The sequence below is a fragment of the Demequina muriae genome (assembly GCF_030418295.1).
Lineage (GTDB): Bacteria > Actinomycetota > Actinomycetes > Actinomycetales > Demequinaceae > Demequina > Demequina muriae.
In genome coordinates, this window is the sequence record NZ_JAUHQA010000001.1 from 1,735,921 (window position 1) to 1,752,778 (window position 16,858).

General features: G+C 70.5%; 13 protein-coding genes. 7 read left to right on the forward strand and 6 right to left on the reverse strand.

What is annotated here, in order from left to right:
* Position 1 precedes the first annotated feature (1 nt).
* Complete coding sequence (locus QQX02_RS08210; protein WP_301142364.1) at positions 2-2,599, reverse strand: LuxR C-terminal-related transcriptional regulator; 2,598 nt, start codon at positions 2,597-2,599, stop codon at positions 2-4.
* 143 nt (positions 2,600-2,742) lie between these two features.
* Between QQX02_RS08210 and QQX02_RS08215 the strand changes: the two genes are divergently transcribed.
* Together QQX02_RS08215 and QQX02_RS08220 are read left to right on the forward strand one after the other, a co-directional pair.
* Positions 2,743-4,254: a leucine-rich repeat domain-containing protein gene (locus QQX02_RS08215; RefSeq protein ID WP_301142366.1), complete on the forward strand. Its 1,512-nt coding sequence runs from the start codon at positions 2,743-2,745 to the stop codon at positions 4,252-4,254.
* A 30-nt stretch (positions 4,255-4,284) separates the two neighbouring features.
* A complete protein-coding gene (locus tag QQX02_RS08220; RefSeq protein WP_301142367.1) occupies positions 4,285-4,902 on the forward strand; it encodes a hypothetical protein in 618 nt (205 codons plus the stop codon).
* A 21-nt stretch (positions 4,903-4,923) separates the two neighbouring features.
* Here QQX02_RS08220 and QQX02_RS08225 read toward each other — a convergent pair whose 3' ends face one another.
* From QQX02_RS08225 to pta, 3 genes are all read right to left on the reverse strand, one after another.
* Positions 4,924-5,655 (reverse strand): phosphoketolase family protein, encoded by a 732-nt coding sequence (locus QQX02_RS08225; RefSeq protein WP_301142368.1) that lies wholly within the window; start codon positions 5,653-5,655, stop codon positions 4,924-4,926.
* Positions 5,656-5,889: 234 nt separating this feature from the next.
* Positions 5,890-7,011: an acetate kinase gene (locus QQX02_RS08230; RefSeq protein ID WP_301143687.1), complete on the reverse strand. Its 1,122-nt coding sequence runs from the start codon at positions 7,009-7,011 to the stop codon at positions 5,890-5,892.
* An 11-nt stretch (positions 7,012-7,022) separates the two neighbouring features.
* On the reverse strand, positions 7,023-9,110 hold the full coding sequence (pta, locus tag QQX02_RS08235; protein WP_301142369.1) for a phosphate acetyltransferase: 2,088 nt from the start codon (positions 9,108-9,110) through the stop codon (positions 7,023-7,025).
* A gap of 219 nt (positions 9,111-9,329) precedes the next feature.
* Between pta and QQX02_RS08240 the strand changes: the two genes are divergently transcribed.
* The 5 genes from QQX02_RS08240 to guaA all read left to right on the forward strand — a co-directional run bounded on the left by QQX02_RS08240 (position 9,330) and on the right by guaA (position 14,498).
* Positions 9,330-10,451, forward strand: coding sequence for a GGDEF domain-containing protein (locus QQX02_RS08240; RefSeq protein ID WP_301142370.1), 1,122 nt, complete (start codon positions 9,330-9,332; stop codon positions 10,449-10,451).
* A 122-nt stretch (positions 10,452-10,573) separates the two neighbouring features.
* Complete coding sequence (locus tag QQX02_RS08245) at positions 10,574-11,776, forward strand: GGDEF domain-containing protein (RefSeq protein WP_301142372.1); 1,203 nt, start codon at positions 10,574-10,576, stop codon at positions 11,774-11,776.
* Positions 11,773-12,558, forward strand: coding sequence for an SURF1 family protein (locus tag QQX02_RS08250; RefSeq protein WP_301142373.1), 786 nt, complete (start codon positions 11,773-11,775; stop codon positions 12,556-12,558). Before QQX02_RS08245 ends, QQX02_RS08250 begins: the two co-directional genes overlap by 4 nt.
* The gene (locus QQX02_RS08255) at positions 12,555-12,926 is read left to right on the forward strand and encodes a DUF3817 domain-containing protein (RefSeq protein ID WP_301142374.1); all 372 of its coding nucleotides are present in this window, start codon (positions 12,555-12,557) and stop codon (positions 12,924-12,926) included. Before QQX02_RS08250 ends, QQX02_RS08255 begins: the two co-directional genes overlap by 4 nt.
* Before the next feature lie 3 nt (positions 12,927-12,929).
* Positions 12,930-14,498, forward strand: coding sequence for a glutamine-hydrolyzing GMP synthase (gene guaA / locus QQX02_RS08260; RefSeq protein WP_301142375.1), 1,569 nt, complete (start codon positions 12,930-12,932; stop codon positions 14,496-14,498).
* A gap of 94 nt (positions 14,499-14,592) precedes the next feature.
* Here the strand turns inward: guaA and QQX02_RS08265 are convergent, their stop codons facing one another.
* Positions 14,593-15,000 carry a hypothetical protein gene (locus QQX02_RS08265; RefSeq protein WP_301142376.1) on the reverse strand — a complete coding sequence of 136 codons (408 nt, stop codon included), beginning with the start codon at positions 14,998-15,000 and terminating at the stop codon, positions 14,593-14,595.
* Positions 14,997-16,760 carry a PspC domain-containing protein gene (locus tag QQX02_RS08270; RefSeq protein ID WP_301142377.1) on the reverse strand — a complete coding sequence of 588 codons (1,764 nt, stop codon included), beginning with the start codon at positions 16,758-16,760 and terminating at the stop codon, positions 14,997-14,999. Before QQX02_RS08270 ends, QQX02_RS08265 begins: the two co-directional genes overlap by 4 nt.
* Positions 16,761-16,858 lie beyond the last annotated feature (98 nt).

Genomic DNA, 16,858 nt, shown 5'->3' on the forward strand with positions numbered 1-16,858 from the left:
GTCAAGGGTAGTCGGAGCTGCGTCCGCCAGCTTCCGCCCATACTTCGCGCAGTTCGGTGCGGCTCGACACCCCGAGCTTGCGGAACGCCGAGTTCAGCTGGTTGGTCACCGTGTGGGGCGAGACGTCGTTGATCGACGCGATCTCCTTGGCGGTGAGGCGCTGGACGGCGAGCGATGCGACCTCGTACTCGCGCCTGCTCAGCAGGGCTCCCGTGGCCGACTGCTCCTGCTGCCACAGTGCCATGCACGGGACCGTGGCGCGCAGCGCGCTCGCCTTCACCTGCCAGCGGCGCGCGTCCAGTTCGCTCGCGCCGAACCGCTCCTGTTGCTGGGCGAGGGTCAGCCACGTGTCCGCAGCCGAGACCACGGCGCCCAGTTCCACCAGGTCCTCGGCGAGCGCATCCAGTTGCGGTGCGTCGCTGGCGCGCATCGCCTGACCGTGTTCGAGCAGCACGGCGAGCAGCCCTCCACCGGCCGCGGCGTGCGCCTGGGCGAGGAGCGCCAACGCCTCGTCGTCACCGCCGCCCACCCGGATGGCGCAGTGAGCCAGCTTGCCGGCGAAGTACGTGTGCTGTGCGGTGATCATCGCGGCGGCGCCCTCACGCAGGCGCGCCCCGGCCTCGGTGCGTCGGCGAGCTGAGGCCGCGTCCCATGCCTCGGCCCAGCTCTTCAGCACCGCGACCTTGGGGTCCATCGCCGACTCCTCGGGGACGCCTCGCCACGCCTCAATCGCCTCGAGCTCGAGGCCCGCACCTGCCGCCGCCGCGCCCCGCAGCGCGCTCGCTGCGGGGAGCAGCCCCATCGGGTCCCGCCACTCGAGGTGCTGCACCGCGTCGCATGCGCGCTCGTGGGCCTGACCGGCATCGGCCGCGAACAGCTCCACGATGCCCAGCGCGTACTCCCATGCGCCGCTGGTCTCGGGAGCATGGCGCAGCGAGAGGTCGATCTGTGCGGTGAGTCGAGCGCGCGTCGCTCGCACGTCCCCCGAGTAAGACAGCGCCATGATCGACGCCAGCTCCGTGAGCGCCGCCGCGCCAGGAGCCTGAGCCACGACGGCCTGGGGCAGCGCGCGGAACCGGCGCACGAGCGCATCGGCGTGATGGAGCGGACCCGAGATGACGGCCGCGGTCGCCATGGTGGCGATGCCCATCGCCGCCTCGGCCTCGGTGACCTCGGCGGGGGCCTCAGCCTCGACGCCACCCGCTCCTGCCACCGAGGTCCAGCGCACGGCGGACCTCTCGAGATGGCCGCGCCACTCGTCGTCCAGGACCCGATCCTGCGCGTCGGCGAGCACGGCGAGGGCCCCGCGAGGGTCGCGCCCTGCCAGCCCCAGGTGGCTCGCCAGCGCGAGCGCCGATGCGGCGATGTCGGGGTCGGTGTCGCCTGCGGCGAGCGACGCGCGCAGGTCGCGATCGGCATCGTCGGCACGGCCCAGCGCGGAGGAAGCGAGCCCGCGCAGCCTCAGCGCGCGGGCGTGGTGTGCGGACTCCACCGCGGCGGCGGCATCGGCGGCGCGGAAGGCCAAGGCGGGATCGCCCGCTCCGAGCGCGTGAGTCGCGAGGTCCAGGCATCGCGGCGCCTCGAGCGGGAGCTGATGCTCGAGCGCGATCACCGAGCCCCGGCGTTCGAGCTCGGCGGCGCGATCGGGCCACTGCACGGCGGCCGCTTCGAGCGCCGCGACCGTGCTCCGGGCCAGGTCACGCCAGTGCCCGTCGACGACTCGAGCCCGCACGGCCTCGGCGAGCAGCGGCTGGCTCGAGTGGAGCCAGCCGTCGTCGTCCCGGGAGACGATGCCGGCGCGTACCAACGGGCGGCGGTGCGCATCCGCGACGGCGGCCTCGGGCAGCGATCCCGCCAGGGCGACCGATGCGGCGGCGTCCAGTTCGTCGGCCTCGAGCGTGTCGAGGTGGGCGCCGATCAGTTGCGACAGCCGCGGCGTCGCCGCGATGGGGCCATCGAGCTCCCACCCGTGCGGGGTCTCGTGAAGGGCGCCCGTCGCCACGGTGCCGGCGACGATCTCTCGGGCCACCAGCGGGTTGCCGTCCGCCGCGGCCAGGACCGCACGCAGGGTGCCGGGCGTGACGGGCCCGCCCAGCCACGACGCGATGGCGTCGCTGAGCGCTCCGTCGGGAAGCCTGTCCAGATTCAGCTCCGTCATCACCCCGGAGTCGTACAGACTCCTCAGCTCGTCTGGACAGTCGCCGAGCTCGCGCGCGGTGAGCACCGCCTTCATGCCGGCGGATCGCACCAGGTGCCCGACCACCATCTGAGAGCTCTCGTCGAGCAGGTCCGCCGCGTCGACGAGCAGCAGCGCGCGGGACCGGCGCCTGGTGAGCGAGCCGATGACGGCGCTCGGCGTGAGCGCGCCATCGTGCTCACGCAGCACTCCCGCGAACGCGCCGAGCGGGACCGTGGCCGCGGCGGGGGAGCCCGTCACCTCGAGCGGTGACAGGCCGTCGGCGTTGACGAGCGTGGCCGCCGCCCTCAGGAGGTGCGACTTGCCGATGCCGCGTGGCCCCGTGATCAGCACCGCGCCTGCGGTGTCAACGGTGGTGACCACGTGCGCGGCGTCGTCAGATGTCAGGACTGGTCGCTTCATCGGCATTCCTCAGCTTGCGCGCCGCCGACCCGGGGCCGGTGACGGCGCGGCATAGCCAATACGTTCCCATTGCCCCGCTCGAATGGCCACCATAGCGTCAGTGCTCATTGCCCCGCATTGATGCATCTACCTGGGAAGGTCGTATGACACACGTCACTACCGCCGCGCGCGCCGCGGCGTCCGCCCTCATCACGGCACTCGCTGTGGCCGCTCTCACTCTGGTGGGAGCACCGGCGCATGCCGCCGACGCCGTGCTGAGCGGCATCACCTACTCCGAGATCGATCCGGCGGATCCGAGCGCGGGGGCGATCGTGACGGGCTACGACTCCTCCGCCCACCCGGGCCACCCTGCCGTGACGATCCCGGACCAGGTGGAGATCGACGGAGACCTGCACGACGTGGTCGAGATCGGCGACGAGGCCTTCTTCCAGGAGTCGATCGCGTCGGTGGACCTGCCGCAGTCGCTCGTGCGCATCGGGGACTCCGCCTTCCGCCTCAATGATCTCACCGAGGTGGACTTCCCACTCTCGCTCGAATGGATCGGCACGCTGGCGTTCGCGGCCAACGAGATCGGCCAGGTGACGCTTCCGCAGTACGTGGCGGTGGTGCAGCCCAGCGCGTTCTATGACAACGCGATCACCTCGATCGGCCTGTCGCCGGCGATGACCCTGCTGAGGTCCGGGGTGTTCGGCGCCAACGCCCTCACCGATGTCACCATCCCCGCCTCGATCACCCAGATTCAGAACGAGGTCTTCACGGAGAACCCGTCGCTCGACACGGTGACCTTCCACGGTCCGGCGCCCGAGTACATCGGCGTCGACGGGCGCAACCCCATCGCTGACGACCAGGGCGTCACGGATCCCGTGATCCGCTTCTTCTCGACACACCTCGACACGTTCAGCTGGCCCACGTGGGAGGGGTTCGAGTCGCTCCCGGTCGCACGCGTGGCCTTCGACGATCCCCACCTCGGCACCCCCGTGTTCGGGGGCACCATCAACGTCGAGCTCGATCAGTCCGACGGCGATCCCTACGGATACCTGGACCCGTACTACGACTCAGAGTTCGACATCGCCGCCCCCGCCGGCTACGCGCTCGCGGGATGGAGCGCCAACGGCCAGCCGTTCGAGGTGGGGGACCGCGTCACGGGAGACACGGTCCTGACCCCGCTGTGGATCGACACCACCGCCGTGCGCTCCGTCGTGATCACCGCCTCGGCCACCGAGGTCGAGGCGGGCGGCTCGGTCACCATGGCTGCCGAGGGCTACAACGCCCTGGGCGACTCCCTGGGCGACGTGACGGCGGACATGCAGTTCTCCTCCGACGTCCCGACCGACGAGGTCGACGGCGCCACCATCACGTTCCCCACCGCCAGCCCTCACGTCATCTCCGGCACCTATCTGCCGCTCGAGATCACGGCCGAGCCCGTCGTGGTCGAGGTGCTCGCCGCCGAGGTGGACGACGTCCCCGTGGATGACGTCCCAGCGGAGGCCGCCGGTGACAGCACCGGGTCCGCGGAGGACGCGGCTGGTGGCACGCCGGTCGCCGCACTCGCCGAGACAGGTCTCGAGGAGCAGCGTGCGCCGATCGCGGCGGCGGCGGTCATGATCGCGCTCGGCGCCGGTCTGGTGGCCCTGCGCCGCTACCGCCTCGGCTGATCCGCCATGTCCCCACGACACGAGACCCGCATGTCCACCGGCACCCTCCGTCCCGTCGCAGCGGTGGTGGCGCTCGCGGCATCCGGACTGCTCCTCGCTGGCTGCTCGGGCGACGCGGGCGAGGCCGCGGCGTCCGACGCCTCGACGTCCCCGACTCCCGCGGAGGTCGCATCGGAGACGGCTGTGCCGGAGCCGTCGGCCGACCCCGCCGATGACGCAGGAGCTGGTGACGCTGGAGAGGCCGAGACGGAGGCATCGGCGGACACCGTGCGCGGCACCGCCGTGGTCGCGGGGGTCGAGTACGAGCTCCACGACGTGCGTCGATGCGAACCCACCGACGTCGACCAGGTGGACCGCGAGCTGGAGCTGACGGCGAGGGGCGTCATGCCGGAAGGCGAGGGCCACGACGGCGGCGACTGGGTCCAGATCGACGTCTACGTGCAGCAGATCGCGGGCATGGACTTCGACCAGGTGTCATGGGCCGGGCCCGAGGGGGTGTTCGGCACCAACGACGCCACCGAGGTGACGTACTCCGGCGAACGCGTGAGCGGGACGGCGGCGATGGTGGATGGGCTCACTCAGACCGAGACGCTGACGGTCGCCTATGACATCGAGGTTCCGGACGAGATCATCGACTGCCGGCCCTAGGCCTGCAGTCGGGACCGGGAGTCAGGCCGCCGCGGCCCCGCGGCCAGTCGAGGACGCTCCGCGTCCGGCCGATGCGGTCACTGCGGGGTTCCACGCGCTCGGGGCGCGCACCACGATGAGCGGCCACAACGGATCCTGCGTCAGGATACGTGCGGCGGCATCGGCCTTGAGCTGGGCGACCTCGTCGAAGACGTCCTCGAGCACGACTGCCATGTCGCGGTGGGCGGAGATTGGATCGTCGTCGATGCTCGCCACGTCGACGGTGTAGGAGGCGAAGCCGTTGGCGCGCAGCAGGTCCTCCCGCTCGAAAGCGTCGTCCTCCGACTCGTCCGCAGAGGCGTAGAGGAACGGGATCACCACGCCGTGGCGCTCGGGCTGCAGGTTGGAGGAGGAGTGCGCATCATACGAATCGACGTCGATGAACTGCTCCTCGGTGAAGACCGTCACGACGACGACGTTCGGGTCGGCCTTCGCCGTGACGAGCGCGTGCGCGAGCGGCGACTCGACTCCCGTGTGCTCGGCCATGATGGTCTCTGGCCCGTACTGGTCGTGGGGGATGAGCTCGGACATCGGCGTGAAGCCGTGGCCCTCTGACTCCAGTGCGCAGTGACCATGCGCGACGAACACCGTGCGCAGACGACGACGGTGCGTGGCGCGGTCGGCGTGGGCGAGGGCGAGGGCGTGGAGAGGGGACGTGTACCAGACGCACGACGTCTCTGGGCCGGCGAGCGATTCGTTCCAGCGTCGATCCATGCTGCTCAGGAAACCGTCCGATGGCTCGCGGGTCGCATGCGCGGTCCATGTGGTGACGTCGATCAACAGTCTCAGCTCCGATGTCCCACCGGAGGTGGAATCGATTTCGGGGCGCTCCACCCGGGAAGGAACACCTGTCCCATCAGGGTAGGTCCGCGAGCGATTCCCCGAGGCAATTCTGCGTGTGAAATGCCCCACACAGCGCACTTGCCAGGGATGTTGTCGAGCGCGGGGCTACGACACCGCCGCGATCGACTGCAGGGCGATCTCGCGCTCCTCATTCGTGGGAACGACCCAGACCTGAATGCGCGAGGCATCCGTGCTCACCAGCGTCGGCTGCTTCTTGCGTCCCGCATTGCGGTCCGGATCGATCTCGATGCCGAGCTCGGTGAGTCCGGCGAGGGACTCGAGGCGCACGCCGTCGTCGTTCTCGCCCACTCCTGCGGTGAACACCACCGCGTCGAGGTGACCCAGCTGTGCGTAGTACTGCCCCACGTATCCGCGGATGCGGCGGCAGTACACGTCGAGTCCCAGACGGGCCTCGTGGGAGCCCTCCTCGGCAGTCCGCCACACGTCCCGCATGTCGGAGTACCCGGTGAGGCCGAGCATGCCCGAGCGTCGGTTGAGGAGAGCGTCCACCTCGTCGATGGTCATGCCGGCGGTGCGGGCGAGGTGGAGAGTCACCGCGGGGTCGATGTCGCCGGAGCGCGTGCCCATGACCAGACCCTCGAGCGGCGTCAGGCCCATCGACGTGTCCACGGAGCGGCCACCCTGGATCGCGGCTGCGGACGCGCCGTTGCCCAGGTGCAGGACGATCATCGACAGGTCCTCGACCGGGCGGCCCATGAGCCGGGCGGTCTCCCGTGAGACGTAGCTGTGCGACGTGCCGTGGAAGCCGTAGCGGCGGACGCCGTGCTCCTTCGCCACTCGGCGATCGATGGCGTACGTGTAGGCCGCCTCGGGAAGGGTGGAGTGGAACGCGGTGTCGAAGATCGCGACGTGAGGCAGCTGGGGGAACGCCTGGCGCGCCGCGGTGATGCCGGCGAGGTTGGGGGGATTGTGGAGCGGCGCGAGCGTGGAGAGCTTCGCGATCTCTCGCTCCACGTCGTCGTCGATGATCGTGGGCGCCGAGAACTCCGCGCCCCCCTGCACCACGCGATGTCCCACGACGGTGAGCTGCTTGAGGTCCACCCCGGAGCCGGGCTCGGAGAGCGAGTCGATGATCTGGCGGATCGCCTCGGAGTGGTCGGTCACCCGCTCCACGAGGCCCACGGCCAGCGGTTCGTCGACAGTGGTGTCGACCACCTGGTACTTGACGGAACTCGAGCCGCAGTTGAGGACGAGTGCCATCCCCACGTAGTTCACGCTCACGCGTCGTTCTCCTCGCTGCCCATCTCCTGGGCCTGAATCGCGGTGATCGCGACCGTGTTGACGATGTCCTGGACGGTGGCGCCGCGGGACAGATCGTTCACGGGCTTGCGCAGCCCCTGCAGGACTGGCCCGATGGCGACGGCGCCCGCGGAGCGCTGGACGGCCTTGTACGTATTGTTCCCCGTGTTGAGGTCGGGGAACACCAGCACCGTGGCCCGTCCCGCGACGGGGGAGTCGGGGGCCTTGCTCGCGGCCACCGATGGCTCGACGGCGGCGTCGTACTGCATCGGGCCGTCGACCACCAGGTCAGGGCGGCGCTCGCGGACGATGCGCGTCGCCTCCCTCACCTTGTCCACGTCGGAGCCGGTGCCAGACGAGCCGGTCGAGTAGGAGAGCATCGCCACGCGCGGCTCGATGTGGAACTGGCGGGCGGTCTCGGCCGACGAGATCGCGATGTCGGCGAGCTGCTCGGCCGTGGGGTCGGGGTTCACCGCGCAGTCGCCGTAGACGAGGACGCGGTCTGCCAGGCACATCAGGAACACCGAGGACACGATGGAGACGCCAGGCGCGGTCTTGATGACCTGGAAGGACGGGGTGATGGTGTGAGCGGTGGTGTGGGCTGCCCCGGAGACCATGCCGTCCGCAAGGCCCTCGAGCACCATCATCGTGCCGAAGAAGCTCACGTCCTGAATCACCTCGCGGGCCTGCTCGATCGTGACGCCCTTGTGCGAGCGCGCGTCCGCGTAGACGTGCGCAAAGCGACTCACCAGCTCCTCGTCGCTCGTCGAGACGATGCGCGCATCGTCGATCTCGAGCCCCAGCTCCGCAGCCCGCGCGCGAATGGTCGACTCCACGCCGAGGATGGTGAGATCCACGACACCGCGCGTGAGCAGGGTCGAGGCGGCGCGCAGGATCCGGTCGTCGGAGCCTTCGGGAAGGACGATGTGTCGGCGGGCGGCGCGGGCGCGGTCCAGCAGGTCGTACTCGAACATGAGCGGCGTGATGACGTCCGTGCGGGCCACGTCGAGCACATCGATGAGCGCATCAGCGTCCACGTAGCGCTCGAACATCGACAGCGCGGTGTCGACCTTGAGCGCCGAGTCCCTGGCGAGCCGGCCCCGGGTGGACCACGCGCGCCGGGCGGTCTCGTACGTGCCCAGATCGGTCTCGATGACGGGCAGCGCCGATCCGAGCCCGCTGACCAGGCGGCCGATCGCCTCGGAGGACTTGAAGCCCCCGTTCAGGATGATGCCGGCCAGGGCAGGGAAGCCTTCTGCGGCATGTGCCGCAAGCAGAGCGAGAAGCGCATCGGACCTGTCGCCGGGGGTGATCACCACCGCGCCTTCGCGGAGCCGTTCGATCAGGTGCTCGGGCATCATCGCGCCGACGGTCACGTCGCGGACCTCGCGTGACAGCAGGGACGCGTCGCCCGACACCAGCGTGCCGTCGACCGCTTCCACGAGGGCGGACAGCAGCGGGGCCACGAGGACCGGCTCCTCCGGGAGCGCGCTCACGCCGATGTCGGCCGGGAGCACCGCGCGCACCTCGTCCAGCTGCTCAGGGTCGCAGCGGTTGGCGAAGACGGCGGCGACTCTGGCGTGGTGGAACTCGAGCTCGGATCGCGACTGTTCGACGACCTGCGAGATCTCGTGGGGAGTGCGGTCGCGGCCGTGGACCACGAGTGCGACGGGAGAGCCGAGATTCGCCGCGATGCGCGCGTTGAACTCGAACTCTGCGGCACCCGAGACGTCGGTGTAGTCCGTGCCGACGATGACCACGGCATCGCACTTCTTCGCGACCTCGTGGTACCGCGCGACGATGGTGGCCAGCGCCTTCTCGGGGTCCTCGTGGACGTCGTCGTAGGTCACGCCGACGCTGTCTTCGTAGCTCAGGTCCACGCCGTCGTGGCCGAGCAGCAGGTCGAGCACGTAGTCCGAGCCATCGGCGACACGCGCCACGGGACGGAACACCCCCACGCGGCCGACGGTGCGCGTGAGCAGTGCGGTGATGCCGAGCGCGACGGTGGACTTGCCCGTGTGGCCCTCGGCGGAGGCGATGTAGATGCTTCTGGACACGCCTTCCATCCTTTCACGCGCGTGCGAGGCGTGCTTGCGACGGAGGTCCCGGTCCTGGCCGTCGTGGGCAGGGCAGTGTGTTCCGCGCCACACTCCGGTCTCCACGTCGGCGCCCTCCCCTACACTCGTCCCACCGATGGCAACCGGCGACAAGATGCGTCCAGTGGGGCGCGTCTGAGCATGGGGCCGCCGCGCGGGGGGAGTTGAGGCGTGGACATGATCGGGAGCTTGGGTCGACGACCCTTCCGTCGCGCCCTCGAGATCATCGTCAACTCGGGCGTGAGCGGACTCGATCCCGTGGACGCGCGGTCCGTCATGGGCGCCAATCGGTTCTTCCTGATGAGCGCCGCCGTCTGCCTGCCGTGGACGATCGTGATCGCCGCCGCAGACCCTCCGCTGACACTGGTACCCGCCCTGACCCACCTCGCGATGGTGTGCGGGTGGGTGGTGTGCGTGGACCTGAACCGACGCCGTCGCTACAGGGCCGCGGCGTTGATCGGCCTGATGTGGCCGATCGTCCAGTTCGCCTATCTCTCGTGGATGTTCTCGAACGAGTCCGGCTTCCCGCTGCCGATGCTCACGGTGGGAGCGTTGGCGTTCCTGGTGTTCCCGCCGGACGAGTGGAGAAGCGGAGCGGGTGTCACGGCGCTGGCCGCGGGAGTGCTCGTGGCGATGTACCTGTCCGAGAGCTTCGACGAGCCGGAGGCCGCGGTGAGCGACCGCTGGATGGACCTGACGTCCGTGGGCAACGTGCTGCTCGTGGCGATCATCGTGTCCGTGCTGGCGCTGTTCAACAACCAGTACTTCGTGCGCGAGCGGCGCCGGAACGACGCCCTCCTCGGCGAAGCCCAGGTCGCCGCGCGCACGGACGCGCTCACTGAGGTCTACAACCGCCGGGGCATCACCCCGCTCCTGTCCGACGCCGCACGGTCGGGCGAGTACGCGCTGGCCCTCGCCGACCTCGACCGATTCAAGCGCATCAACGACCGCCTGGGCCACGGCGCGGGCGACGTGGTGCTTTCGAACGTGGCGCGCACGCTCGTCCATGCCGTCGGCGCCCGCGGCACGGTCGCGCGGTGGGGAGGGGAGGAGTTCCTCGTGCTGCTGCCCGGCATGTCGCTGGACGAGGCCGTCGCGGTGATGGAGCGCGCTCGGCGCGCGATGGAGGAGGAGTACGGCGCCACTGCGCTCGTCGAGCCGGTGACCATCTCCGCAGGAGTCGCGCATGCGCGACGGCACACGAGCAAGGAGGAGACGCTGCGCCTGGCAGACGCCAAGCTCTACGAGGCCAAGGCCTCGGGTCGCAACCTGGTCGTCGGCGCCTCGGTCGCGGTCGCGGCGCTGGAGTGACCGATGCCCGGGGCGGAGAATCGCCCCTGGAACGCACCAGCGCCGACCGGTAGTCTGGGAGCGCGGCGCCCGCTGACGGCCATCGCAGGCGGACTGCGCCGCAGCCGGTCGGGAGGGCATCGATGAGTGGGGACCCTGAGCGAAGCGCGCGGGACCATCACCTGAACGATGCCGTCGAGCGCCTGCTCGACCGCCGAGTGGGCCAGTTGACTGGCGAAGCGGGTCGCGCCGTGTCGACCACCCACGGCATCGCCGTCTTCGCGATCATCCTGACCCTGTCGTATGTGGCGTTCTTCATGACCTACGACATGGCGATGTTCGGCGTGCTGATCGCCTTCAACATGGTCGCCACCATCGCGTACGTGATCTGCGTGCTCCTCGCGCGGCTGGGACGCCAGTTGGGAGCCGCGCTCCTGACCTTCGGCACGGCCATGGTGCAGCTCGTGATGGCGGCCGCGTTCGTCGGCTGGGAGTCGGGCCTCCATCTGTTCATCCTGCTCGCCTGCCAGCTCGTGTTCATGGTGTTCACGGAGCGTCAGCGCGTCCTGCGGTGGATCGCGGCGTTCGGGGCGCTGTTCGGGTTCCTCGCATGCCAGTTCCTGCTGCCGGCGTCCGGCGCGATCGTGCAGATGCCGACGGTGCTGCTGACCACGCTGTTCTCGGTGAACGCCCTGCTCATGTCGAGCATGCTGTTCATCGTCGCGGCGGTCAGCCACTTCCGGGCGGAGCGCGCCCGGCATCGTGCGGCCGAGCTGGCGGCACGCGCGGAGTACCTGGCGAACACCGATGCGCTCACCGGGCTGTCCAACCGCAGGCCGGTGATGGAGCGTCTCGAGCAGCTGTCCGTTCCCGGCGCGGCGCCCTACTGCCTCGCGATCGCCGACCTCGACCATTTCAAGGACATCAACGACCGGTACGGCCATGCGTGCGGCGACCGCGTGCTCGCGGACATCGGCGCCAGGCTGAAGGCGAGTCTGCGGGTCACCGACGCGGTGGGAAGATGGGGCGGTGAGGAGTTCGTGTTCGTGATCACCGATGCCCACCTGCCCGACGCCACCGTGACCATGGAGCGCATCCGCGCCTCCATCGGCGACGCCTCGATCGCCTGCACGGGCCACGACCACCCCATCACCGTCTCCATCGGCCTCACCGAGGGGCAGTACGACGGCAGCCCCCACCACGCGATCCGGCGTGCCGACGATGCCCTGTACGCCTCGAAGGCCGGGGGTCGCGACCGCGTAACGGTGATGAAGGCGCCATCCGTCGCCGTCGGCACCGAGGCAGCCTCGGCGCTCATGTCCACCAAGCCTCGTCGAGCCTCATGACGGCAGCGCGACGCGTTCGCTGGGGGCATGTCATCCCGGCGACGGCCCTGGCGAGTGCCGCCATCCTCGTGTGCGGCACGCTCGGCTGGTGGCAATGGGGGCGCGCGTCCGAACAGGGCGAGATCCGCAAGAGCGACCCGGCCGCCGCCATCGCCGACGTCGCCGCGCCAGCCACGACGCCCGGCTCCGAACAGGGGCGCGAGATCTGGGCAGACGGCCAGTACGCCAGCAGCGGCGTCGCGCTCATCCCCGACCGCGAGATCGACGGCGCCCCCGCCGTCCTGGTAGTGCGTCCGTTCACCGTGGCGGCCGATGCGACCGGCACCGGGGAAGAGGCCACCCTGCCGGTGATCGTCGGCTGGCTCGCACCCGAGGACGTCCCAGGCTTCGACGCGGGTGCACCCGCTGACCGTCGAGTGACCGGGCACCTGCGCTCAGGCGAGGGTGCCGCACCGGCGCCCGATCCCGAGGAGCACCCCCCTGAAGGGGCCTTCTGGGCCGACCGGCTGTCGCCCGCGGTCCTCGCGCAGGAGTGGGATGCGCCGTTGTACACCACGCTGCTGAGCGCCGATGCCGCGGAGCCGGGGCTGCGACCGCTGCCCGCCCCCGAGGTCGAGCGCTCGCTGGACTTCCGGTCGCTCGCCTACGCGCTCGAGTGGTGGCTGTTCGGGGCCTTCTTCGCGTTCATCGCGGGCCGCTGGATACGGGACAATGGCTTCCACGCGCGCGACGCCGTGGACACGGCCGGCGCGGCGGACGACCCCCACGGAGGACACACGTGACCGATCCCGCCCCCCAGGCCAGCAGCCCGCGCTCGCGCGCATCGGCGGTGACGCCGGGAGTGCTCCTGCGCTACCGCATCATGGCGATCATCACCGGCACCCTGCTCATCGTCGTGTTCCTGGGGATGCTGCGCTACCTCGGCATCATCGAGCGCACCGAGGGCGTCGAGGAGTTCTTCGGGGTTCTCGCACAGGTCCACGGATTCATCTACGTCGTCTATCTCGCCACGGTGCTGCAGCTCTGGATGCAGGCGCGCTGGGGGTACGGACGGCTCGCCACACTGTTCCTCGGCGGCATCGTCCCGCTGCTGTCCTTCTTCATCGAGACCCGGGTCACCCGCGAGGTGCGCGCCGGTCAGGAGTCCTGAACTATGCCCGGAACCCAGCATCGGCCCGTCCTCGTCGTCGACTTCGGCGCCCAGTACGCGCAGCTGATCGCGCGTCGCGTCCGCGAGGCGGATGTCTACTCCGAGATCGTCCCGCACTCGATGAGCGCTGCGGACATGCTCGCCAAGGACCCTGCCGCCGTGATCCTCTCCGGCGGACCGGCATCGGTCTATGCCGAGGGCGCGCCGCGCATCGACTCGGCACTGTTCGAGGCAGGGGTGCCCGTGATGGGCATCTGCTACGGATTCCAGGAGATGGCGCGTGCTCTCGGCGGCACGGTCGCCCAGACCGGGCTCCGCGAGTACGGCCGCACCACCGCGCGGGTGGCCGAGCCAGGCTCCGCGCTCGCGGGCAGCCCTGCGGAGCAGACGGTGTGGATGAGCCACGGCGACTCCGTTCACGAGGCGCCCGCAGGCTTCACCGTGCTCGCGACCACCGATGGCGCTCCCGTCGCGGCCTTCGAGAACCTCGAGCGGCGCATGTCAGGCGTGCAGTGGCACCCCGAGGTCAAGCACTCTCCGCTGGGCCAGGCCGCGATCGAGAACTTCCTGTACAACGTGGCCGGCATCCAGCCCGACTGGACCAGCGCCAACGTCATCGACGAGCAGGTGGAGCGCATCCGCGCCCAGGTGGGCAAGGCCCGCGTGATCTGCGGGCTCTCGGGTGGAGTCGACTCCGCCGTCGCGGCCGCGATCGTGCAGAAGGCCGTGGGCGACCAGCTCACGTGCGTGTTCGTGGACCACGGGCTGCTGCGTGAGGGAGAGGCCGAGCAGGTGGAGCGCGACTATGTCGCCGCCACCGGCGTGAACCTCGTGGTCGCAGACGAGCGTCAGCGGTTCCTCGAGGCGCTCGACGGCGTGACGGATCCGGAGACCAAGCGCAAGATCATCGGCCGCGAGTTCATCCGCGCCTTCGAGTCGGCCGAGCGCGACATCGTCGCCGCTGCGCCCGAGGGGGAGCCGGTGCGGTTCCTCGTCCAGGGCACCCTCTACCCGGACGTCGTCGAGTCCGGTGGGGGCGAGGGCGCCGCGAACATCAAGAGCCACCACAACGTGGGCGGGCTGCCCGAGGACCTCGAGTTCGAGCTCGTCGAGCCGCTGCGCACGCTGTTCAAGGACGAGGTGCGCGCCGTCGGCGCCGAGCTCGGGCTGCCGGACGAGATGGTGTGGCGTCAGCCGTTCCCGGGCCCAGGGCTGGGGATCCGCATCATCGGAGCCGTGACCGAGGAGCGCCTCGAGATCCTGCGTCGTGCCGATGCGATCGCTCGCGCCGAGCTCACCAAGGCCGGTCTCGACCGCGACATCTGGCAGTGCCCAGTGGTGCTGCTCGCCGACGTCCGTTCCGTGGGCGTCCAGGGCGACGGTCGCACGTACGGGCACCCGGTCGTGCTGCGCCCCGTGTCGTCCGAGGATGCGATGACCGCCGACTGGACGCGCGTGCCTTACGAGACGCTCGCCCACATCTCGAACCGCATCACCAATGAGGTGGCGGAGGTCAACCGGGTGGTCCTGGACGTGACGTCCAAGCCGCCGGGCACGATCGAGTGGGAGTAGCCCCACCCCACCCTCTCCACCGTGGCGTCCCAGCGGGCGCTCAGTGTCGGACCTCGACGGTCCGCATCTCCTGGAGGGCGCGGAGCGTCGTCGGCTACTCGCGCGGCTTGTCGGGAGAGTCGGCCTCGTGCTCCTCGGCCCCGCCCGCATGCTCGGCGGCCGCGTCCTCGGATGACTCGACTGACTCGACTGACTCGTCTGCCTCGCGCGCATCGTCCAGATCGGCCGGGGGCTCCGTCCGCTGAGGCGTCACCCGCTCCTCGACGGTGGGCGCCGTGGCGCGGGAGATCTCGCGCTGACGGCCGATGCCGGACACGGCCGCGGAGAGCAGCAGCCACCCGCCGATCGCAGCGAGCACGATGATCGCCGCGAGCTCGAGGTCGATCTCGTATCCGGAGTACGACGCGATCAGAAGGCCGCCCACGCCCGCGACGAGCAGTCCCCACAGGGCGCTGGAGATGCGCTGGCCCGCGCGACGGCGGGGGTTGGTGATGGCGGTCATGAGGAGACCTCCTCGAGATAGATGGTGGAATCGGCGGCCGCGTGCAGCGTGAGCACCGGGGTGTCGGGGTTGGTCAACGTGAGCACGGGCTGGCGCGCGCCGTCGTCGCCGTCGACGGACGGTTCAGTCCACGATTCGCACGAGATGTCCCGGTCCTCCCAGACGACGGTCGTGGTGCCGGAGCCCGCGATCTCGATCGACGTGCCCGCGGGCACCTCGACGCGAGTCGAGGTGGCCGTCAGATCGAGATCGAGGTCCGAGTCGACCGCGTCGAGGCGCATGGTGGCGATCGAGTCGCCGTACGACGCGATGCTCTCCCATGGCTCGGCCCAGGTGGGCGAGACGCAGGAGCCGGCGATGAAGATCGACGAGTAGTCGTCCGCGAGCTCTGACGTGAGGTTCGCCGCAGCCGGCTCGGGGGAGGCGATGGACGGCTCTGGCTCCGAGGTGGATCCCTCGTTCACCGTCACGTTGACGTCCCACCACCCCCACGGCTGGTCGAACTCGGCACGGAGGTCATCCGCGTTCGCGGCCAGCGGCACCCCCGCGACCACGGCGACGACCGACAGGAAGCCCAGGAACCCGAGCTTGCGTCCCGTGAGGGCCACGACCACCAGCACGGCACCCAGACCCACCGTCACGATGGCGCCCCATGCGAGCACGGGGTTGATCGCAAGGCGGTCCGCACGCTCGATCCCGATGACGACCGCAGCAGCGACCAGCAGCACACCGAGGAAGGCGAGGTATCCGCCCTTCCCGGGGCCGGGCACATGGGGTCGAGGTGGGTGGTACGGCGCGGGTGGCGCTGGCGGTGCGGGTGGGGCCGATGCGTACGGTGCGGGCGGGCCGGCTGGCGCGCCCGGCGGCGTTCTCCGCGGCCCTGCGAGGGGGGCCAGCCGCGGGTCGCCCGGCGCGAGCGCGGGCTCCCACGGCTGCGGCGTGTGCACGGCGGTGGGATCGACGGCCGATGCGCGGGCAGGCTGACTCGCGGAGGCGGGGACCGCGCTGCGGGAGGCGCCCTCGGCATGGGCTGCTGCGGAGGAGGCGGTGCTGCCAGGCGCCTGGGCGCCCGAGCCATCCTGGGCCGTCGTGGGAGAGGCGGGCGGTGTGGTCGGGGTCACTGCCGCATCGGCCGTGCCGGGACCGCTGGGCGTCCCGGCACCACTGGGCGTGCCGGGACCGCTGGGCGTGCCGGGGCCACCGGGCGTGCCGACGCCGCCGGGAGGTGTCGTGTTTTCCTTCGAGCGCTTGACCAGCCAGACGATCAGGACGATCACGCCGGAGATCATGAGGAGCGGAATCGTGATCGCGAGCAGCACGGCGATCGCGCGCACCGCCTCGCCGATGCCGCCTCCGCCACTGAACATGCCACTGTCCCAGATCCACGGGTCCATCCCGACTCCGAAGAGGCTGGCGAACCCCCCGCTGTCGAGAGCGCCGAAGCCGAACAGCGTGAGGATCGCGATGCCGAGCAGCGCACCGACGTTCGTCACGCCCCTGCCGAAGTTCTGAATGATGATGGTGCCGCGCCGATCGGGCAGCAGGCCCCATGCGGCGGCGTAGGCGAGCATGACGAACCCGGGCAGCAGGAATGCCGCGAGCACGACGATGAGCCGGGCGGGCACGGCGGCCATGCCGACGCGCGCGCCGAGTCCTTCGACGACACCGCCGATGACGCCATGCGCGCCCCTCGCGAGGCCCCACTGGCGGATCGTGGTGAAGAACGCTGCCTCCTTATGGGGCTGCGGCTGCTCGCTCATGACTCTCCTCGGGTTCCGTGGCGCCTGTGACGCCTTTTCTGAGTCCAGTCTCCGCTCGGCGGGAGGGCGGGCGCTATGAGGTACCCCCCTGATTCCAC